Here is an 18,731-nt window from a genome sequence, read left to right as displayed (position 1 = left end):
TTCGACAATGAACCGCCGCGAACTGCTCAAGGCCTTCGCCGCTTCCACCTCGCTCACCCTCGCCGGCCGGGTCTGGGCGGCGCCCGCCACCGACGCGCGTCTGCTGGTGGTGTTCCTGCGCGGCGCCTACGACGCCGCCAATGTGGTCGTGCCGGTCGGCAGCGAGTTCTACTACGCCTCGCGCCCGACGCTCGCGGTGGCGCGGCCCGATGCCGGCAATCCGAATGCGGCGCTGGCGCTCGACGCCGGGTGGGGGCTGCATCCGGCGCTGCGCGATTCGATCTATCCGCTGTGGGCCAAGCGCGAGATCGCCTTCGTCCCGTTCGCCGGCACCAGCGATGACCTCTCGCGCAGCCATTTCGAGACCCAGGACACGATCGAGCTCGGGCAGACGGTCGGCGGCAGCCGCGACTACCGGTCCGGCTTCATGAGCCGGCTCGCGACCGAACTGACGCGGGTGAAGCCGATCTCCTTCACCGACCAGCTGCCGCTGATCTTCCGCGGCCAGAACCAGATCCCGAACATCGGCATCGCCAGCGTCAGCAAGCCCGGCGTCGACGACCGCCAGGCGCGGTTGATCAGGGAGATGTACGGGAAGGGCGATCTCGCCAATTCGGTGTCGGAGGGTTTTCGCGTTCGCGACGACGTCTACAAGTCGGTCTCCGAGGAGATGATGGCGGCCAACCGCGGCGCGGTGTCGCCGCGCGGCTTCGAATTGTCGGCGCGGCGGATCGGCCGGCTGATGCGCGAGCAGTTCAACCTCGGCTTCGTCGACGTCGGCGGCTGGGACACCCACGTCAACCAGGGCGCGGCGACCGGCTATCTCGCCGATCGTCTCGGCGAACTGGGCCGGGGCCTTGCCGGCTTCTCCGAAGAGATCGGTCCTCAGATGTGGCGCGATACTGTCGTGGTCGTGATCTCCGAATTCGGCCGCACCTTCCGCGAGAATGGCGACCGCGGCACCGATCACGGCCACGGCAGCGTCTATTGGGTGATGGGCGGCGGCATCAACGGCGGGCGGATGGCCGGCGAGCAGGTCCAGGTCAGCCAAGCGACGCTGTTCCAGAACCGCGATTTTCCCGTGCTGACCGACTACAAGGCGTTCTTCGCCGGCCTGATCCAGCACGTCTACGGCCTGCAGCAAGCGAGCCTCGAGCGCATCTTCACCGGCATCAAGCCGAAGGACCTGAACCTGGTTTGAAGGGGCGCTGCCAAAATATTGAAACCAACGCCATGCCGGCATGGTGGGCGAACCGGTCCAGGCCACTCGGGCGACGCCGTCCCGCTTCGGTTATGCTTGGGATCAGCCAACTGGGAGGCAAGAAGGCCATGATGGGACGGTTTTTCTCGCGACAGGCCGCCCTTGCGGCGGCGTTCCTGTTAGCTCTGGGAGCGGCAGCACCCGCCGCGCATGCCGCCGACGTCAAGGTCATGAGCACGGTCGCGCTCACCCCTACACTCGGCGAACTGATCCCGAAGTTCGAGAGCGGCAGCGGCAACAAGCTGATCGTCGTCTACAGCACGATCGCCGATCTGAAGAAGCGGATCGAGGCGGGCGAAACCGCAGATGTGATGATCCTGTCGCGCGCTGCCCTCGAGGGTCTGCTGACCCAGGGCAAGGTTGCCGAGGGCAGCATCGTCAACGTGGGCAGGTCTTATGTCGCCGTCGGGGTACATACCGGTGCGCCCAAGCCCGACATCAGCACGGTGGAGAAACTGAAGGCTGCGCTTCTCGCCGCCAAATCGATCTCCTACGCCGATCCAGCGAAGGGCGGTGCCAGTGGCATCTATTTCGCCAAGGTGATTGAGCGTCTCGGCATCGCCGACCAGATGAAATCCAAGACGGTCCTGGTGCCGGGTGCCGAAGCAGGCGAACTCGTCGCCAAGGGCGAAGTCGAAATGGGTGTCGCACAGGCCTCGGAAATTGCCGCGGTTCCAGGGGCTCAGGTGGTCGGCCCTCTGCCCGGTGATTTGAACAGCGCGATCGTCTTCGCGGTCGGCATCGGGTCCACGAGCAAGGATCCGGCAGCGGCCAGATCGCTGATCGAGTTCCTCACCGGTCCGGCCGGTTCCGCCGTGCTCAAGTCCAAGGGAATGGACCCGGCCTAGGGCGTTTTCGTCAAGGAGATTTTCAACCCCGGCTGACGAAGAACCTTTTCTCCACCTTCCTGCGGTATGCCAAAGTCTTCTCCGGGCGTACGACGGGACAAGGGGAAATCCGAAATCATGTTGATGGACCGTGGAATTGCCGACGCCGGCGCGATGGGTGAGGGGGCTCTGCCTAGTCATCGGTCGCGCCTTGTCAACCGCCGGGCGTTTCTGTTCGGCTCCGCTGCCGGTTTCGCCGCGCTTGGCCTGGCTGGTTGCGCATCCGACTACATGAGTCTGGCCGAGGCGGAGAAGGTCTACGGGCCCGTGCCCGACGAGAAATTCCCGATCCCTGCGGTCGACGTCAGGAAGGTCGATCCGAAATATTTCCGAAAGACAGTGCGCTACGACAGCAATGAGGCGCCCGGTACGATCATCGTCGATCCCGGCAAGTACTATGTCTACCGCATCGAAGGTGAGGGAAACGCAACCCGCTATGGCGCCAATGTCGGCCGCGATGGGTTCCGGTGGAACGGGGAGGCGTATGTCGGGCGCAAAGCCGAATGGCCGACCTGGACGCCGCCCAAGGAGATGATCGCGCGCCAGCCGGAGGCGGGCAAATATGCCCGCGGCATGCCGGGAGGTCTCGACAATCCGCTCGGCGCCCGCGTGCTCTACCTCTACCAAAATGGCGTGTACACGCTTTACACGATCTATAGCACCAGCGACCCCGAAACGATCGGGAACGGCATTACGAGCGGCTGTACCGGCCTCCTCAGCCAGGACATGCTCGACCTCTATTCGCGAACGCCCGTCAAGACGAAGGTGATCGTGCTGCCGGCATAGGTGGCGACGTCGGCCGCCGGTCCGGGCGCCTGATGCACGAGCAGTTCAACCTCGGCTTCGTCGACGTCGGACGCTGGGACACCCACGTCAACCAGGGCGCCGCGACCCCGGCTATCTCGGCAAATGGGGCTTCTCGGAAGAGATCGGCCCTCAGATGTGGCGCGATACGGTCGTGGTCGTGATCTCCGAGTTCGGTTGCACCTTCCGCGAAAGCGGCGACCGCGGCACCGATCATGGCCATGGCAGCGTCTATTGGGTGATGGGCGAGGCAACGGCGGCCGCATGGCCGGCGAGCAGGTCCAGGTCGCGCAGGCGACGCTGTTCCAGAACCGCGATTTTCCTGTGCTGACCTACTACAAGGCGTTCTTCGCCGGCCTGCTCCAGCACGTCCGAATTTTCAGTGGCGGCCGCCGCTTCAACTCGCGTTCTTGTAGACTTTGCCGTCCTTCATGATCACCTTGAAGTTCTTGGCAGGGTCGGCGACCAAATCGATATTTTCGAGCGGATTGCCGTCGACCAATAGAAGGTCGGCCAGCGCGCCCTGCTCGACGACCCCGAGCTTGCCGGGATACGGATTGCGTTTGCCGGACAAAGCCAGCAATTCGGCGTTGGTCGACGTCGCCATGACCAGCGCTTCGCTCGGCGTGTACCAGCGGGTGAGTGAAGCGAGGATCGCGCCTTGCCGCTTAGCCAATGCCCCGGAGAACAGAACGTCGGTGCCCCATGCCGTCTTGATCTTATATTTCCTTGCCAGTTGGTAGGTCCTGGTGATGCCGGGCCAGACTTCATCGGCCTTTGCGCGCTGCACCGATCCCGCCGCCAGGCCGGTTCGCATTTCTTCGGGAAGCGGCTGCGTGCTGAGCCACACGCCCTTGTCCGCAATCAGTTTCGCAGTCGCCTCGTCCATCAAGAAGCCGTGCTCGATGCATTTCACCCCGGCTGCGATCGACCGTTGGATCGCCTCGGGGGTGAATGCATGCACCGCGACGTAAGTCCCCCAGTTCTCGGCCGCCTCGACCGCGGCGTGCAGCTCCGCCTCCGTGAAGGTCGACACGTCGATCGGACTGAAGGGCGAGGAGACACCGCCGCCGGCCGTTAGCTTGATCTGGGAAGCGCCCTGCATGAGTTGCTCGCGGACGCGCACGCGGACTTCGTCTGGACTGTCGGCGATCATACTGCCTCCGACCTGTTCCATGCGCGTCAGCATGCCGCCGATCGTCCGCGGCAAATCGGATAACTGGCGGAAATCGCCGTGTCCACTGGTCACGGTGATCATCGCGCCCGAGGGATAGATGCGCGGTCCGGCGATCAATCCTTGGTCGATGGCGTCCTTCAGGCCGAAGGTCGGGCCGCCGAGGTCGCGGATCGTTGTGAAACCCCGCATCAATGTGTCGGTCGCCTCGACGCCGGCGGCGATGTTGTTGAAGCCGACGTCGCCCATCGCCTGAACGGGATTGGTACGGATCAGCATCGCGTGCCAATGGTTGTCGATCAGGCCGGGCATCAGCGTCCGCCCGTTGCCGGCGATCACGGTGCTACCGGGCTCGGCGGTGATCGGCGTCGCCGAGATTTGCTCGATGATGTTGCCTCTTACAAGGACGTTTGACGGCGCCGAGAGCGAGCTGCCCTTGCCGTCGAAGATGCGCACATTCTGAAATAACGTCGTGCTGATGGGCGCCGGCGGAGTGCCCTGAGCGCAGACCGCGGGCGCCAGACCGAGAGCTAGAAGCGGAAGCGTGGCACGAAAGGCTCGCAAGGATATGGCAACCATCGCAGATACCTCGCGGATGGAATCCAGCATTGAGCGCCGCGTGTAACAGTGTCGCATCTGGACGGTCGCCATTTGCGGACCGTCGCGCAGGCATCAATGCTACCAGAGCGGGTCTAACAAGTGAAGTTCAATGCGTGTACGCTCGCGCCGTCCGCCGCGATGTAAGCGCCCCGATGCCAAGGACGCCAATGAGTGCACTTGTCGGATTTCTAACTCGAATCGCCGACCGGCTGATTGCAATCATCGGCTTTCTGGTGAAGGCCCTGTCTGTCACGTGGGCCACGCTGGCCGTGTATTATTCCAACCTGCCGTGGGCCTGGGCACGCCTGGCGCTTGCGGCGGCTTTCGCGCTATTTGCGGTATGGGGGCTGTGGCCGTCGCAACGGCGCAGCATGTCCGCAGTGGTGGCCGCGCTGTTTTTCGGCATCGTCGGATGGTGGATCGCCATTCCCCCGTCAAATGATCGTCATTGGCGCCCGGAAGTGGCTGTCATGCCGCGGGCGTTCATCGACGGCGACCGTGTGCGGTTCACCGGCGTGCGCGATTTCGACTATCGCTCGCGCAACGATTTCACGGTGCGTTACGAAGAGCGCGAGGTGCAGCTGTCACACCTAAAAGCTATCGATTTCTACGTTTCCTACTTTATGGAAGGGCCAGTTGGGCACACGTTTCTGAGCTTCATGTTCGACAATGTGCCGCCGCTGACCATCTCGATCGAGACGCGCCCAGAGATCGGCGAAGGTTTTGCTCCCATCGCATCCATGTTCAAGCAATTCGAATTGATTTACGTGGTGGGCACCGAGCGCGACCTCGTTGGCGTGCGGACCAACCATCGCAACGAGCCGACCTATCTTTATCGCCTCAATTCATCCGCCGGCGACGCGCGCCGCCTGTTGCTGGTTTACCTGGAGCGCATCAACCAGCTCGCCGATCACCCGGAATTCTATCATCTGTTGACCAATAGCTGCACGATCAACATCGTACGCTACGCCAATGCGGCGGGACGCGGCGGAAGGCTCGACATCCGTCATCTTCTCAACGGCCTGATCGACAGCTACCTGTATCAATCGGGCCGGATCAACACGGACGTGTCGTTCGATGAATTGCGGCAACGCTCCCTGATCAACCTGGCCGCACAGGCAGCCGACGGCGCGCCCGATTTCTCGGAGCGGATCAGAGCTTCCCTGCCGCCGCGTTGATGAAAAGCCGCTCGCGACATGACGCAGCGTTTCTCTTGCTTGCACCGACGTTCTCGACCTGACGCGTCCGGATCGACGCGTCGCACAAGCTAACGCAGTGTCTGGGACAGCATCTCACCTATTTTTGCCGCTAGTTCTTCGATCTGAAAGGGCTTGCTTATCATCGCCATGTTTGTTCCGAGGAAGCCAGCTCGAATGGCGGCGTTTGCGGCATAGCCCGTGACGAATAGGATCGGCACCTTCGGGTGATGCTTGCGAGCGACTTCAGCGAGTTGCCGGCCGTTCATGCCGGGCAGTCCAACGTCGGAAATCATCATGTCTATCGGACGACCGCTTTCCAGCAGCTTGATTGCGGAGTCGGAATCAGGTGCTTCGATCGTTCGGTAACCCAGCTCCGATAGCAGTTCGCCGATGAGAAGACGAACCGAAGGGTCGTCTTCGACAAGCAGAACGGGCTGACCGGTTCCTTGCGGAGACGCTTCATGCTGGACGGTAGTCTCGATCGCCCCTTGATCCGCAGCCGGCAGGTAGATCTTCGCGGAGGTGCCTTGGCCGGGCGTCGAATGGATCCGGACTTGGCCGTTCGACTGCCGCGCAAACCCGTAGACCATCGATAGACCGAGACCGGTACCTTGCCCCACCGGCTTTGTCGTGAAGAAAGGATCAAAGACCTTTTCGATCACGTCCGGCGTCATTCCGACGCCGGTGTCCGAAACTGCCACGACCACGTAGCGGCCGGGCGAAATGCCTGGTCGAGCCCTTGAATATGTCGCGTCGAGGTCAATTGCAGCGGTCTCGACGGTAAGCTTGCCTCCGTTAGGCATCGCGTCTCGCGCGTTGATGGCGAGGTTAAGGATCGCGTTCTCAAGCTGATTGGCATCCACTATGGCGGCGGGCACGTCCTCGTTGGTTTGGATGGCGATCGAGATATTCTCGTCCACAGTGTGATGCAGCAGGTCCGAGAGCGACCGGACGAGAGCATTGATATCGGTCGGTTTGCTGTCGAGAGATTGCCGGCGCGAGAAGGCGAGAAGTCGTGATGTCAGATTGGCAGCCCGGTGCGCCGATGTACTCGCCGCGTCCATGAAGCGATTCAAGTCGTCGAGCCGATGCGATGCAATGCGCCGTTTCATCAAATCGATCGCGCCGATGACGCCGGTGAGCATGTTGTTGAAGTCGTGCGCAATGCCGCCAGTGAGCTGGCCGACAGCTTCCATTTTTTGAGCTTGGATCAGCGCGGATTCTGCCCGCGACCGCTCTGCCGTCTCCCTACGGAGATCGGACAAGGCCTTTTCAAGCTCCGCGGTACGTTCGGCCACCTGCAACTCGAGCGTCTCGGCGGCCTTCGCCAACCTTTGCTGCGCAAGCTTTTGCTCGTTGATGTCGACGACGACACTTATCGCACCCATGATCGCGCCGTCTTCTCTCAAGATCGGGACGCTGCTGATGCGGGTCCATATTGGTCCCTCCGCCAAGCCCGTGTAGAGAAATTCGACCCCGGTCACATATTCGCCGTGCAGCGCACGCGCGCTCGGGAAACGGTTTCGCGAGAGCGGGGAGCCGTCGCTGTCCTGCGCAAGCCATTCATGCTCCGCTGTGGGGTCGAAAGCGGGGCTTTTGCCAGACTTGGAAAAGCGTCTGAATGCCGGGTTGGAGACCAGACCAGTTCCCGTCTTGTCAAGAAATACGACCCCGACCGGGAGATTGTCGAGAAGCGTCCTCAAGCTGGCCCGCTGCGTGTCCAATTCCGCAAGTTGATCGCGCATCAAAAATTGTCGCTGTCGCGCCCGCATAGCCGATGTGATCGTACTCAGCAGGGATTCGCTGCTTAGCGGCCTCTCGAGCAAGACCACATTCGTGGCGTTTGGCGGCAATTTCCGGCGGACGGCTTCATTCGGACGCTCGCGCCCTGCTCGTCGGCCGGACAGCAGAATGAACGGAATGTCCGACCACGCGGGTTGTGCCGTCAATGCGGATTCCAGCGTCGACGCGTCTTCGCGGAGTGCTTCCTCGGTGATCAGAATGACGCCCGCGTGCGCATCGACGAGTGGCGCGAGCTCGTTGAAGGTCTCGCAAATCTTCGTATCGTAGCCGTGAGACATCAGTAGTGCCGATACGCTGTCCGCATCGCGGCCGTAAGGGGCGATGATCAGGACGCGATGGCCTTCAGCGGCTGTCCTATGCACCTGAACCGCGATCTTCCATTAGGGGATTGGTTGCGCCCGTGTATTCCGGTGTTCCGGTCAAGACGCCCTTGAACTCCGAGAGAGGCTCGCCGACCCTCACGCCTCTGTCGTCGATGCGCATCTCGCGGATCGTGTCTTCGTGCTTTCCGGAGCGGTTTTTGACGACGGAGATGGCCTTCCGGATACGTCCTGCAGCCTCGAAGAACCGCAGAAGGATGACGGTGTCTGCCAGATAAGAAACGTCCAAACCATTTGTCTGCATGTTTCCGAAGAAGCCGCTTTGGGCGTTAATCAACAGAGTCAGGACGCCCGACTGGCTGAGGTAGGACAGGAGTTCGTGAAGCTGCAGAACGAGTTGCTGCTCCTGCGGCATGGCGGCGACGTAGCCGCTGAGGCTGTCGATCATAAGGATCTTGACGGAGCGTTGTTCAACTTCCTTCATAACGTCGGCAGCGAACTCGCCTGGCGAAATCTCGGCCGGGTCGATCTGCCGAACGACAAGCTGCCCCTTCTCGATGCACGCCCCAAGGTTGAGGCCCATTGCTTCCGCGCGTGCGAGAAGGGTGTCGATACGCTCGTCGAATTGATAGACCGTCACCTTCTCTCCTCTCTCGCAAGCGGCAGCAAGGTATTGCAGCGCGAGAGTTGTCTTTCCTGCGCCGGAAGGTCCGGTGATGAGAACTCCTGTGCCGCGCGTAGGACCGCCGTTCAGTAGCGCATCAAGTTCCGGTATGCCGCTGGGAACGAGTTCGTTCGAGCGCTCGATTCCATGCTCAGCTGCGACCAGTCGAGGAAAAATGTCCAAGCCGCCTCGCCGAATGACGAAATCATGGAAGCCGGCGATGAAATCGACGCCTCGAAGTTTTTGAACCTGAAGCCGTCGCCGTGCCGCGCCAAAGTCCAGCGTCAGCCGTGACAGGGTAATGACGCCATGGCAAAGGCTATGTAAGTGATTGTCCAAACCGCCGCCCGACCCAGTGAAGTCGTCCACCAGCAAGACGGTTGTACTGAGACCGGAGAAGAATTGCTTCAGAAGGAGAAGCTGCCGCCGATACCGCAGTGGATCCTGGGCGAGCAGCCGCATCTCGGAAAGGCTGTCGAATACGACCCTGGTCGGCTTGATCCTCTCCACTTGCGTCTTGATGAGCTTGATTGTCTCTCCAAGCTCGATCTCCCAGCTATGGAGTATCGACTGATCTCTGCCTGGGCCGAGAACTTCGTCGGCGGCGCTCAGTTCAAAAATATCAATTCCGCCTAGATCCCAACCATGCGAGGCCGCGACGACTTCTAGCTCTTCCTTGGTTTCCGACAAAGTGATGTAGAGCCCGCGCTCGTTCCTGGATTGACCATCTTGGAGAAATTCGAGCGCGAGCGTTGTTTTGCCTGAACCGGGCGTTCCCTCGACAAGGTACAAGCGGTTGCGCGGCAAGCCTCCGCGAAGGACATAGTCCAGACCGGCGTTGCCGGTCGAAATGCGATTGCGTGTGTGATCCATGGCGCGTTCGGTAATAGGCTCAATCTTTATCGTTCTGCACGAAGCGGCGAACAATGTGAGACAACAAGGCTACTGCTGCAGTAGATCGCCCGCCGTTGATAAAAATGTTCACTAGTGAACATAACCATCGTCTCTGTTGGTAGGTCAGAGAAGACGATCCTGTCCAAACCCATGCTTCTGTCTTTCACCTGTGTTCCTGGAACAGAACGCGCGCGCCGGCGATTGGCTCCCTAGGACAAGGAACTCTATTTCGACCATTATTTTCGGCAATTGCGGAACATTTCCGCTTCATCGAGCCAGCCACACGGCACGCGGAAATGACAGGGGCGGCTGCAATGGGTAGCAATTGAGATCGGGCAGGGCCCGCTCTGGTCGATAGCGCTAGCTGGCTTGCTGCTGTACGGCGGGCATCTTCAAGTCTCTAATCCTGATTGGACAGGCGAAGCCGCAAACGATCTCGTACGACAGATCTCAAAGACCCCAAACGGACAGGTCGAACTCCGGTCGGCATAGCAGTCCAATTCGTCTGCCTTGCGGGCGTTCCAATCTATGGGTACGCGCCCTGGTCATTGTCTTGCCGCCAAATCCGCGATCGCCTTCATCACGGCGTTGCGGATGCCGGGGTCGTAGAGGATGTGGCCGGCGCCATCGACAACGCGGACCTCGCTGCCCGGCCAGCGCGCGGCGAGCGCGTGCGAGGTTGCGGGCGGGCACAGGAGATCGTAGCGGCCCTGCACCAGGATGCCGGGAATTCCGGCGAGCTTGCCGGCTTCCTCCATCAACTGGTTCGGCCGCATGAAGCAATCGTTGGCGAAGTAGTGTGCCTCCATGAACGGCGTCGAGGGCAGGGCGCCTGAGGCCTTCAGATCGAGCCGCGTCTGCTTCGGCGTGTGCTCCGACAGCACGCGCTCCGTGTCATGCCAGGCGCGCGCGGCCGGCGCATGCACGGCGGCGTCGGGATCGAGGATGCGGCGGTAATAGGCCGCAAGTGGCGCCGCACGTTCATGCTCGGGCAGGAAGTTGAGGAAATCCTCCGAGAGGTCGGGATAGAAGCGCGGTAAGGCGCGCCGGAAGACGTCTTCCAGCTCCTCGGCCGTGCCGAGAAATGTCGCGCGCAGCACGAGGCCGCTGACGCGCTCGGGATGGGCCTCTGCATAAGCCAGCGCCAGCGTCGCGCCCCAGGAGCCTCCGGCCACCATCCAGCGCGCGAAGCCGAAGCGTTCGCGGATCTTCTCCATGTCGGCGATCAAATGCTGCGTCGTGTTGTGGTCGCGGCTGCCTTTCGGCCGGCTGCGGCCGCAGCCGCGCTGGTCGAACAGCACGGCGTGGAAGCGCTCGGGATCGAACAGCCGGCGATGGTCCGGCTGGCAGCCGCTGCCAGGGCCGCCATGCAGATAGACCGCGGGGATGCCGCCTTCGCGCCCGACGCTCTCGACGTGAAGGTTGTGGCCGTCGCCGACATCGAGCCATTCCGATGTCAGCGGAGCGAAGGGATCGGCGCGCCTGGCAGCCTTGCCGGCGTCGGCGTCAGGCGCCATGAGATTTGTCCTGGGGCTTTTCCTGGGGGAGGTCCGTCTCCAGCGTGCCGCCGGCGAAGTTGCGGTAGAGGAAACGGTTCTGCGTGCCGGCGGATTCCTGCTCGGCCTGTTTGAAGATCTCCTCATGCCGCGGCGACAGCGCACAGGCCGGGTCGGTATTGCCGGCGTCACCGGTCAGCGCAAAGGCCTGGCAACGGCAGCCGCCGAAATCGACCTCGCGGAATTCGCAGGACTTGCACGGCTCCGGCATCCAGCCGGTGCCGCGATAGCGGTTGAAGGCCTCCGAGTTCTGCCAGATCCAGGCAATCGAATGGTTCGAGCGCACGGATTCGAATTCGAGCCCGGTGATGCTTTCGGCGGCGTGGCAGGGCAGCACCTTGCCCGCCGGAGAGATGTTGAAGAACTGGCGGCCCCAGCCGCCCATGCATTTCTTCGGCCGCAGCGCGTAGTAGTCCGGCACGACATAGTCGATCGCGAGCGTACCCTTCAGGCGAATTTGGGCTTCCTCGACGATGCGGCTGGTCTCCTCGATCTGTTCGACCGTCGGCATCAGCGCGGCGCGGTTCTTCAGCGCCCAGCCGTAATACTGCACGTTGGCGACTTCGAGCCGGTCGGCGTCGAGATCGACCGCCATCTGGATGATGTCGGGCAGCTGATGCAGGTTCTGCCGGTGCATCACCGCATTGACCGTGAGCGGCATGTCGAGCTCGCGGGTCCATTTCGCGACCTCGAGCTTCTTCCTGTGTGCGTCCTTCAGGCCCGCGACGCGATCGGCGACGTTGGGCTCGTTGCCCTGAAAGCTGATCTGCACATGGCTGAGGCCGGCATCGGCCAGCGCCGACAGCTTGTCCCTGGTCAGCAGCACGGCCGAGGTGATCAGGTTGGAATAGAGCCCGACATCGGTCGCGTGCTGCACCAGCTCGACGATGTCCTTGCGCGCGGTCGGTTCGCCGCCGGAGAAATGGACCTGCAGCACGCCGAGCTCGGCAAGCTCGCTCAGCACCTTCTTCCACTCTTCGGTGGTGAGCTCGGTCGAGCCGCGGTCGAGCTCGACCGGATTGGAGCAGTAGGGGCATTGCAGCGGGCAGCGGTGGGTGACCTCGAGCAGCACGGCGAGCGGGATGCCGTAGGTCTCGGCCGCCGAGCGCGTTTGCTCGAGCACCGCGAGCCCGTCGGTTGGGCCTGCTGCCGTCGTCTTGTTGCCGGCGAGCGTGTCAGTCATGCCGTGCTCTCGCGCGCTTCGGTGAGAAAGCCCTTGTCGGCCAGGTCCTGCAGCATCGCGATCACGTCGGTCGCGATCGCCTCGCGCGGCGCGGCGTATTTTTCCGCGAGCTGGTCCACCATCTGGCCGACGCTGCGCACGCCGTCGCAGAGATGCAGCACCTCGACCGCGATCTCGTCCGGCGCCAGCACGCGTTCCGGCGCCAGGATCACCCAGACCTGCCGCGTCTCGTCGAATTTCAGCCTGGTGTGGCGCGGCAGTTTCGGCCGGCTGGTCTCGCTGACGCTGATGTTGCGGCTGGCCATGATGTCTGTCTCTAACCTGTCTTCGGCACGAAGGCGCCGGGCGGAATCTGGCCCTCGACATAGGCGTGATAGAGCGCGTCGAGCTGCACCCACAGCACGTTGGTCTTGAAGATCAGCGCGTTGCACACGGCCTCGCGCTCGGCCGGCGTCCTGGCGTGCTGCTTGACGTAGTCGAGCGCAAAGCCGGCGTCGCGCGGCGCCTGGGTGAGGCGGCGGCTGAAATAGCTCATGATGTCGGGGTTGACGAAGTCGTAATGCTTCAGCATCCCCGAGATGCGCTCCTCATGCAGGTTCGGCGCGAACAATTCGGTGAGCGAGGAGGCGATCGCCTCCAGCGGCGTGCGGTCGCGGCAGAAATGTACATAGGCTTCCACGGCAAAGCGCGTCGCCGGCAGGATGCCTTCGGTGGATTCGACATAGGCGGTGTCGAGGCCGAGGCCTTCGGTCAGCTTCAGCCAGCGCTCGATGCCGCCCTCACTGCCGAGATCTCCGTCATGATCCTCGATGCGGTGGCGCCACTCGACCCGCGTCATGCGATCGCGAAAGCGCGTCATCACCATCGCGTCCTTCAGCGGGATCGTGCTCTGATAGTAATAGCGGTTGAGAGCCCAGGCCTGGACCTGGCCCTTGTTCAGCTTGCCGCCGTGCAACAGGCGGTGGAACGGATGCAGGCTGTGATAGCGCGTCGCGCCGATGGTGCGCAGCGTCGCCTCCATGTCCTCGGCCGTGTCGAGCGTGATGCCCTTGCCGATCGAGAGCGCGGTCATTCCATTGGTGGGCACGACGTTCACAGCACGATCTCCGTTCCGTCCGAAGGTATCTGCCAGCCCGCGTGCTCGGCCGTCTTGCGTTCGGCCGAACTCCCAAGCAGCGCCGGGTTGGAATTGTTGATATGCAAAAACACTTTTCGTCCGATGTCGAGACCGGCGAGGCTTTCGATCGCGCCGTGATCGCCTGACATCGCGATATGTCCCATGCTTTGGCCGGTCTTGGTGCCCAGCCCCGCCGCGATCAGTTCGTCGTCGCGCCACACCGTGCCGTCGAAAAACACCAGCGGCGCACCCTTGAGCCGCGATTTCAGTTCGTCAGTGACCCGCGCGCAGGCGGCCAGGAAATAGAAGTATTTGCCGCTGCGCTTGTCCGCAATACGCAGGCCCAGCGTATCGCCGACGCCGTCGGCGCCTGCCGGGTGGGCCTTGCCTTCGAGATACCATGCGCCCTTGCCGGGAACCTCGAACGGCAGCACTTCGAGCCCCGACGGCGATCCGTCGGGCAGGGCCGGCTCGAAGGCCTGGTCGACGGCGATCGGCAGGCGGGCGACGTTCTTCTCGCTCAGCACGTTGAAGATGCTGTTCGAACGCAGGATCGCGAGCACCCGCTGATGCGCGTAGATCGCAAACGGCGAGCCCTCGCGCATCGACAGCAATCCGGCGACCGCATCGACCTCGCTGTTGGTGAGGATGACGCCCGCGATCGGGCTGTGGCGCAGCGCGCCGTGCTTCGGATGAAGCTGCGGCGTCGCGATCAGCTGCTGGCGGAGATCGGGAGAGGCGTTGACCAGGAACCAGTGCGCGCCGTCGCCGCTGACGGCGATCGAGGCTTGCGTGCTCTGCAATTCGGGATGGTCGCTTCGCGCCGTCCTGCAAACGGCACAGCCGCAATTCCACTGCGGAACGCCGCCACCCGCCGCGGCACCCAGGACGACGACACGAAGCATGATCCGTCCCCTGGAGAGTTTTTTTCAGATCCAGAAACGTTACGAGGTGGACTCCGGATTTGAAACACACCCCCATGCTCGGGAGCGCGTTACGCCCGGATGTCCACCTGCGCTAAAACGCTAAACGTGTATAGGGCGCTGCCGCTTACTTGCGGGTGGCGCACATATACATGTTGATTTCCATGCCGACCGACACTTCCACGATCTTCGGTGCTTTCCAGGCCATTAGGCTCTCCTTGTTGCAACCGGACGAACTTTCCGCCCTGAGGTTAAACTACTGCGGTTCGGAAAGTTCGCCACCTAAATTTTTCGCTAGGCGCCCTGCGGAACGGCATGCTGCACTGCGGAAGACAAATCCGGACCACTCACAAATTTGTGCGCGCATTTCCCGTCAAAACCCGGTGCCATCAGACCTTTTTCCTGTTGTTCGCCACACGGCGAATGGTGATCTTGGATTATGAGACAGGGGCCGGGTGATCCTCCCAAGGTCCTGATGACGATCCTGTGCTTCCCGGTCACGGGAAGCGACTAACCGAGCCGAGTTCAGCCGATGCCACGCTATTTCTTCAATACCCGTATCGGCGACGAGCTGATCTCCGACCCCGACGGCGAAATCCTGCGCGACCCGGATCGCGCGTGGGAGATGGCCCGGGCGATGATTCGCGAGCTGCTCAAGACCGAAGGAGCCGACGGCGCGCTGCTCAGTGCTGTCATCGAGGTGACCGACGACGAGGGCGAGATCGTGCTGGAGTTTCCATTCACCGAGGCGATTCTCGATCGCCCGGACCGCTCGATGACAAGGCACTGATAAACGCCGGCGCTGCCGCGCGGTCACAACCGTGGTCACAACCATGCGTTGGACGATGTCGGCATGTTTCCGATTGCATTTGTCCGGACAAATTCGCAAGACTATGAACGGAAAGCCTAATGCGCCGATCGACATCAATGGCGCGATGAACAAAGGCTTCCACCCAGGGGAGATCATCATGACAAAACACTCGTTCGCACTGCGCAGCCTGCTGCTGGCGGGGGCCATGCTGGGCGCGTTCACGCTCTCTGCTGCGGCGCAGCAGCCGGCGGCCGCACCGGCGGCAGGTGCTGCTCCGGCCGCCCAGCCGCTGCCGCCGGGCTCGCCCTTGATCGGGCGTCCGGACAATGAAGCCGCCGCCAAGCTGGCGCCGGTGGCGCCGCCGCCGCTGCCGTCTGCGCCCGACAAGCTGCCGCTCGCCAAGCTCAAGGTGCCGGCCGGCTTCAATGTCGAGGTCTATGCGGCCGGGATGGCCAATGCGCGCTCGATGGCGCTCGGCGACAAAGGAACGGTGTTCGTCGGCAGCCGCCTCGTCGACAAGGTCTATGCAATCGTCAACAAGGACGGCAAACGCTCGGTCAAGGTGATCGCTTCCGGCCTCTACCGCCCGAACGGCGTCGCCTTCAAGGACGGCACGCTCTACATCGCCGAGCTCTCGAAGGTCTCTAAGATCGACAAGATCGAGGACAATCTGGACAACCCGCCGAAGCCGACCGTGATCTACGACAAGCTGCCGAAGGACGAGGCGCATGGCTGGAAGTTCATCGCCATCGGTCCCGACAACAAGCTCTATGTCCCGGTCGGTCAGCCCGGCAACAACGTGCTGCATGACGCCGACCACGGCCAGATCCGCCGCATGAATCTCGACGGCTCCGGCGCCGAGGTCTATGCGCTCGGCGTGCGCAACTCGGTCGGCTTCGACTGGAATCCCGAGACCAAGCAGATGTACTTCACCGACAATGGCCGCGACTGGCTGTCGGAGACGGTGCCGGAAGACGAGCTCAACCGCGTCACCAAGGCGGGCGAGGATTTCGGCGCGCCGTTCTGCTACCAGGGCAACATCATCGACCAGGAGCTCGGCTGGGGCAAGAACTGCAAGGAGTACACGCCGCCGGTCGGTCTGATGGGGCCGCATACCGCTTCGCTCGGCATGCGCTTCTATACGGGCAGCATGTTCCCGAAGACCTACAAGAACGTGATCTTCGTCGCGCGTCACGGCTCTTGGAACAAGTCGCAGAAGCAGGGCGGTGACGTCGTCGTGGTGCGGCTGAACAAGGACGGCACCGTGAAGTCGGTCGAGCCGTTCATGACCGGCTTCCTCGAGGACAACAAGTATGTCGGCCGCCCGGTCGACGTGATGCTGCTGAAGGACGGCTCGCTGCTGGTCTCCGACGACTGGAACGGCGCGGTCTATCGCATCAGCTACGGCAAGCCGAAGGTCGCCAATCAGTAAGCCGAAACCCAGGGATCGGGGGCAGCGCTTGCTGCCCCCGATTCTTTTTGAACTGCATGCAAGGATGGACCGATGCGCAAGTTCGCAATCGCCGCGGCGCTGGCCGCTCTCAGCTTCTCCGCAAACGCCGAGACCATCCAGGAGCGTGCTGCGGCGTGCTTTGCCTGCCACGGCGAACACGGCACGTCGGAAACCGAGAACACGCCATCGCTCGGCGGCCAGCAGGCGCCCTATGCGCTGATCCAGCTGTTCATGTTCCGCGAGAAGCTCAGGGTATTCGACCCGATGAACGAGATGGCGAAGCCGATGACCGACGACGATTTGCGCGCCTTCTCGGATTTCATCGCCACCCTGCCGAAGCCGGCACCGCCCGCGGATGCCGGCGATCCGGCGCGGATGGCGCGCGGCCAGGCGCTGGCGCAGCAGAACCGCTGCAACAGCTGCCACAACACTGATTTCTCCGGCAAGGACAACGTCCCCCGCATCGCCAACCAGCGCGAGGATTACCTCGCCAAGACGCTGGCCGAATACAAGGACAACAGCCGGCACGGCTACGACGCCACCATGGCGGACGTGATGCAGACGGTGACCAAGGAGCAGATCGGCGACCTTGCCTATTACATCGCGCATTTCCGCTGACCGGCTACGCGGCAGGCCGCTGGCCTTGCCTCGCATGCGGCGCTAAAAAGCCTCCGTCACACGGAGTATCTCATGCAGGATCTTTGGCGTCTGTCGGCAACCGAGCTCGCCGGCCTCATCAAATCGAAGAAGGTAACGGCGAAGGAGGCGGCCGAGGCCGGGCTCGCCCGGCTCGATGCAGTCAACCCGAAGATCAACGCGGTGGTCGATCACCGGCCGGACGACGTGCTGGCGCAGGCCGCGAAGGTCGATGCGGCAATTGCGCGCGGTGAGGCGGTGGGGCCGCTTGCCGGCGTGCCGATCACGATCAAGGTCAATGTCGACCAGGAAGGCTACGCCACCACCAACGGCCTGAAGGCGCAGCGCGACCTGATCGCCAAGGTGGACAACCCGGTGGTCGCCAATCTGCGTAAGGCCGGCGCGGTGCTGCTCGGCCGCACCAATTGTCCGGCGGTGTCCTATCGCTGGTTCACCACCAACCTCATTCACGGCGACACCAAGAACCCGCGCGATCCCGGGATCACCCCGGGCGGCTCGTCGGGCGGCGCGGGCTCCGCGGTCGCGGCCGGCATCGGCCACATCGCCCACGGCACCGATATCGCCGGCTCGATCCGCTATCCGGCCTATGCCTGCGGCGTGCACGGCCTGCGGCCGAGCATGGGCCGCATCCCGGCCTTCAACGCGGCATTGCCGGAGCGTCCGATCGGCCCGCAGATCAGCGCGGTCTCGGGCCCGTTGGCACGTACGGTCAACGATCTGCGGATCTCGCTCGCGGCGATGTCGGCGCCTGACTATCGCGATCCCTGGTACGCACCGGTGCCGCTCGAGGGACCGCCGCGCGAGAAGCGCGTTGCGATGTGTCTCAATCCCGATGGTCTCAACCCGGTACCGGAAGTGGTCGCTGCGGTTGCCGACGCCGGCAAGCGTCTGCAAGCCGCCGGCTGGATCGTCGAGGAAGTTGCCAACACGCCATCCCTGCGTGAGGCGGCCGAGATCCAGACCCGGCTCTGGCTCGGCGACGGCTACGAGGCGCAGCTTGCGTTTGCCGAGCGCGAGGGCGATCCCGGCGCGCTGGCCTGCCTGCGCGGCGTCCGCGCCAGGGTGCATCCGTTCGACCTGTCGCAGGCGCTGACCCGCCGCGCCACGTTGACGCGCGAATGGTTCGCCTTCCTCGACAAATATCCCGTGCTGCTGATGCCGGTGTCCGCTGAGCTGCCGTTCCCCGATCATCTCGACCGCAAGGACGAGGCGTCGTTCGCACGGGTGTGGCACGCGCAGCTGCCGCAGATCGCGATCCCATTCATGGGTCTGCCGGGGCTCGTCGTCTCCACCGGCCTCGTGGGACGGATTCCGGTTGGCGTGCAGCTCGTGGCGGCCCGCTACCGCGAGGATCTCTGCCTCGCGGCAGGCGAGGCGGTCGAGGCCGGCGGCACGCCGTCGGCTGCGATCGATCCGGTGAGCTGA

17 protein-coding genes and 1 pseudogene are annotated in these 18,731 nt (G+C 63.0%); 9 read left to right on the top strand and 9 right to left on the bottom strand.

The annotated features are described in order from the left end of the window. Positions 1 to 7: 7 nt before the first annotated feature. The 4 genes and pseudogenes from CK489_RS38255 to CK489_RS38240 form a co-directional block, all read left to right on the top strand. Positions 8 to 1,201 (top strand): DUF1501 domain-containing protein, encoded by a 1,194-nt coding sequence (locus CK489_RS38255; protein WP_095735951.1) that lies wholly within the window; start codon positions 8 to 10, stop codon positions 1,199 to 1,201. Positions 1,202 to 1,293: 92 nt separating this feature from the next. After that, on the top strand, positions 1,294 to 2,109 hold the full coding sequence (gene modA / locus CK489_RS38250) for a molybdate ABC transporter substrate-binding protein (RefSeq protein ID WP_158226559.1): 816 nt from the start codon (positions 1,294 to 1,296) through the stop codon (positions 2,107 to 2,109). A gap of 117 nt (positions 2,110 to 2,226) precedes the next feature. Continuing rightward, complete coding sequence (locus CK489_RS38245; protein ID WP_095735949.1) at positions 2,227 to 2,934, top strand: L,D-transpeptidase; 708 nt, start codon at positions 2,227 to 2,229, stop codon at positions 2,932 to 2,934. A gap of 14 nt (positions 2,935 to 2,948) precedes the next feature. Continuing rightward, a pseudogene (locus CK489_RS38240) lies at positions 2,949 to 3,387 on the top strand (DUF1501 domain-containing protein); the annotation flags it as partial. Here CK489_RS38240 and CK489_RS38235 read toward each other — a convergent pair. Then, positions 3,350 to 4,705 (bottom strand): metal-dependent hydrolase family protein, encoded by a 1,356-nt coding sequence (locus tag CK489_RS38235; RefSeq protein ID WP_095736070.1) that lies wholly within the window; start codon positions 4,703 to 4,705, stop codon positions 3,350 to 3,352. The pseudogene CK489_RS38240 and the gene CK489_RS38235 overlap by 38 nt on opposite strands. 188 nt (positions 4,706 to 4,893) lie before the next feature. Here CK489_RS38235 and CK489_RS38230 point away from each other — a divergent pair, with 188 nt between their 5' ends. Next, positions 4,894 to 5,904, top strand: a complete 1,011-nt coding sequence (locus CK489_RS38230) for an Lnb N-terminal periplasmic domain-containing protein (protein ID WP_095735948.1) — start codon at positions 4,894 to 4,896, stop codon at positions 5,902 to 5,904. A gap of 89 nt (positions 5,905 to 5,993) precedes the next feature. Here the strand turns inward: CK489_RS38230 and CK489_RS38225 are convergent, their stop codons facing one another. The 8 genes from CK489_RS38225 to pqqA all read right to left on the bottom strand — a co-directional run bounded on the left by CK489_RS38225 (position 5,994) and on the right by pqqA (position 14,593). Next, positions 5,994 to 8,090: a hybrid sensor histidine kinase/response regulator gene (locus CK489_RS38225; protein WP_245350710.1), complete on the bottom strand. Its 2,097-nt coding sequence runs from the start codon at positions 8,088 to 8,090 to the stop codon at positions 5,994 to 5,996. Beyond that, on the bottom strand, positions 8,083 to 9,585 hold the full coding sequence (locus CK489_RS38220) for an ATPase domain-containing protein (RefSeq protein ID WP_095735947.1): 1,503 nt from the start codon (positions 9,583 to 9,585) through the stop codon (positions 8,083 to 8,085). The genes CK489_RS38225 and CK489_RS38220 overlap by 8 nt, the downstream gene beginning before the upstream one ends. Before the next feature lie 566 nt (positions 9,586 to 10,151). Then, positions 10,152 to 11,123 (bottom strand): prolyl aminopeptidase, encoded by a 972-nt coding sequence (pip, locus tag CK489_RS38215; RefSeq protein WP_095735946.1) that lies wholly within the window; start codon positions 11,121 to 11,123, stop codon positions 10,152 to 10,154. After that, the gene (pqqE, locus tag CK489_RS38210; RefSeq protein ID WP_095735945.1) at positions 11,113 to 12,345 is read right to left on the bottom strand and encodes a pyrroloquinoline quinone biosynthesis protein PqqE; all 1,233 of its coding nucleotides are present in this window, start codon (positions 12,343 to 12,345) and stop codon (positions 11,113 to 11,115) included. The genes pip and pqqE overlap by 11 nt, the downstream gene beginning before the upstream one ends. After that, positions 12,342 to 12,650: a pyrroloquinoline quinone biosynthesis peptide chaperone PqqD gene (gene pqqD, locus CK489_RS38205; protein WP_050630001.1), complete on the bottom strand. Its 309-nt coding sequence runs from the start codon at positions 12,648 to 12,650 to the stop codon at positions 12,342 to 12,344. Before pqqD ends, pqqE begins: the two co-directional genes overlap by 4 nt. An 11-nt stretch (positions 12,651 to 12,661) precedes the next feature. Then, positions 12,662 to 13,417, bottom strand: coding sequence for a pyrroloquinoline-quinone synthase PqqC (gene pqqC / locus CK489_RS38200; RefSeq protein WP_095735944.1), 756 nt, complete (start codon positions 13,415 to 13,417; stop codon positions 12,662 to 12,664). Positions 13,418 to 13,437: 20 nt separating this feature from the next. Beyond that, the gene (gene pqqB, locus CK489_RS38195; RefSeq protein ID WP_095735943.1) at positions 13,438 to 14,367 is read right to left on the bottom strand and encodes a pyrroloquinoline quinone biosynthesis protein PqqB; all 930 of its coding nucleotides are present in this window, start codon (positions 14,365 to 14,367) and stop codon (positions 13,438 to 13,440) included. Between the two features lie 145 nt (positions 14,368 to 14,512). Continuing rightward, positions 14,513 to 14,593: a pyrroloquinoline quinone precursor peptide PqqA gene (gene pqqA / locus CK489_RS38190; protein WP_035635412.1), complete on the bottom strand. Its 81-nt coding sequence runs from the start codon at positions 14,591 to 14,593 to the stop codon at positions 14,513 to 14,515. 324 nt (positions 14,594 to 14,917) lie between these two features. Between pqqA and CK489_RS38185 the strand changes: the two genes are divergently transcribed. From CK489_RS38185 to CK489_RS38170, 4 genes are all read left to right on the top strand, one after another. Further along, positions 14,918 to 15,175 carry a DUF6894 family protein gene (locus CK489_RS38185; RefSeq protein ID WP_016839844.1) on the top strand — a complete coding sequence of 86 codons (258 nt, stop codon included), beginning with the start codon at positions 14,918 to 14,920 and terminating at the stop codon, positions 15,173 to 15,175. 178 nt (positions 15,176 to 15,353) lie between these two features. Beyond that, positions 15,354 to 16,628 carry a PQQ-dependent sugar dehydrogenase gene (locus CK489_RS38180; protein WP_095736068.1) on the top strand — a complete coding sequence of 425 codons (1,275 nt, stop codon included), beginning with the start codon at positions 15,354 to 15,356 and terminating at the stop codon, positions 16,626 to 16,628. A 72-nt stretch (positions 16,629 to 16,700) separates the two neighbouring features. Then, a complete protein-coding gene (locus tag CK489_RS38175) occupies positions 16,701 to 17,267 on the top strand; it encodes a c-type cytochrome (RefSeq protein ID WP_050629999.1) in 567 nt (188 codons plus the stop codon). Positions 17,268 to 17,339: 72 nt separating this feature from the next. Then, the gene (locus CK489_RS38170) at positions 17,340 to 18,731 is read left to right on the top strand and encodes an amidase family protein (RefSeq protein ID WP_095735942.1); all 1,392 of its coding nucleotides are present in this window, start codon (positions 17,340 to 17,342) and stop codon (positions 18,729 to 18,731) included.

Origin of the sequence: Bradyrhizobium sp. UFLA03-84, assembly GCF_002289535.1 — a bacterium.
Classification (GTDB): Bacteria; Pseudomonadota; Alphaproteobacteria; order Rhizobiales; family Xanthobacteraceae; genus Bradyrhizobium; species Bradyrhizobium viridifuturi.
The sequence above is the reverse complement of the archived record's forward strand: the minus strand, read 5'-3'. Positions and strand labels throughout refer to the sequence as shown.

What these genes read in the sequence shown, in the direction of transcription:
- modA (WP_158226559.1), top strand. Translation starts at nt 1,294, where the DNA reads ATGCTTGGGATCAGCCAACTGGGAGGCAAGAAGGCCATGATGGGACGG.
- pqqA (WP_035635412.1), bottom strand. Translation starts at nt 14,593, where the DNA reads ATGGCCTGGAAAGCACCGAAGATCGTGGAAGTGTCGGTCGGCATGGAA.
- CK489_RS38235 (WP_095736070.1), bottom strand. Translation starts at nt 4,705, where the DNA reads ATGGTTGCCATATCCTTGCGAGCCTTTCGTGCCACGCTTCCGCTTCTA.
- pqqD (WP_050630001.1), bottom strand. Translation starts at nt 12,650, where the DNA reads ATGGCCAGCCGCAACATCAGCGTCAGCGAGACCAGCCGGCCGAAACTG.
- CK489_RS38170 (WP_095735942.1), top strand. Translation starts at nt 17,340, where the DNA reads ATGCAGGATCTTTGGCGTCTGTCGGCAACCGAGCTCGCCGGCCTCATC.
- CK489_RS38180 (WP_095736068.1), top strand. Translation starts at nt 15,354, where the DNA reads ATGACAAAACACTCGTTCGCACTGCGCAGCCTGCTGCTGGCGGGGGCC.
- CK489_RS38185 (WP_016839844.1), top strand. Translation starts at nt 14,918, where the DNA reads ATGCCACGCTATTTCTTCAATACCCGTATCGGCGACGAGCTGATCTCC.
- pip (WP_095735946.1), bottom strand. Translation starts at nt 11,123, where the DNA reads ATGGCGCCTGACGCCGACGCCGGCAAGGCTGCCAGGCGCGCCGATCCC.
- pqqC (WP_095735944.1), bottom strand. Translation starts at nt 13,417, where the DNA reads ATGACCGCGCTCTCGATCGGCAAGGGCATCACGCTCGACACGGCCGAG.
- CK489_RS38230 (WP_095735948.1), top strand. Translation starts at nt 4,894, where the DNA reads ATGAGTGCACTTGTCGGATTTCTAACTCGAATCGCCGACCGGCTGATT.
- CK489_RS38255 (WP_095735951.1), top strand. Translation starts at nt 8, where the DNA reads ATGAACCGCCGCGAACTGCTCAAGGCCTTCGCCGCTTCCACCTCGCTC.
- pqqE (WP_095735945.1), bottom strand. Translation starts at nt 12,345, where the DNA reads ATGACTGACACGCTCGCCGGCAACAAGACGACGGCAGCAGGCCCAACC.
- pqqB (WP_095735943.1), bottom strand. Translation starts at nt 14,367, where the DNA reads ATGCTTCGTGTCGTCGTCCTGGGTGCCGCGGCGGGTGGCGGCGTTCCG.
- CK489_RS38175 (WP_050629999.1), top strand. Translation starts at nt 16,701, where the DNA reads ATGCGCAAGTTCGCAATCGCCGCGGCGCTGGCCGCTCTCAGCTTCTCC.
- CK489_RS38245 (WP_095735949.1), top strand. Translation starts at nt 2,227, where the DNA reads ATGTTGATGGACCGTGGAATTGCCGACGCCGGCGCGATGGGTGAGGGG.
- CK489_RS38220 (WP_095735947.1), bottom strand. Translation starts at nt 9,585, where the DNA reads ATGGATCACACACGCAATCGCATTTCGACCGGCAACGCCGGTCTGGAC.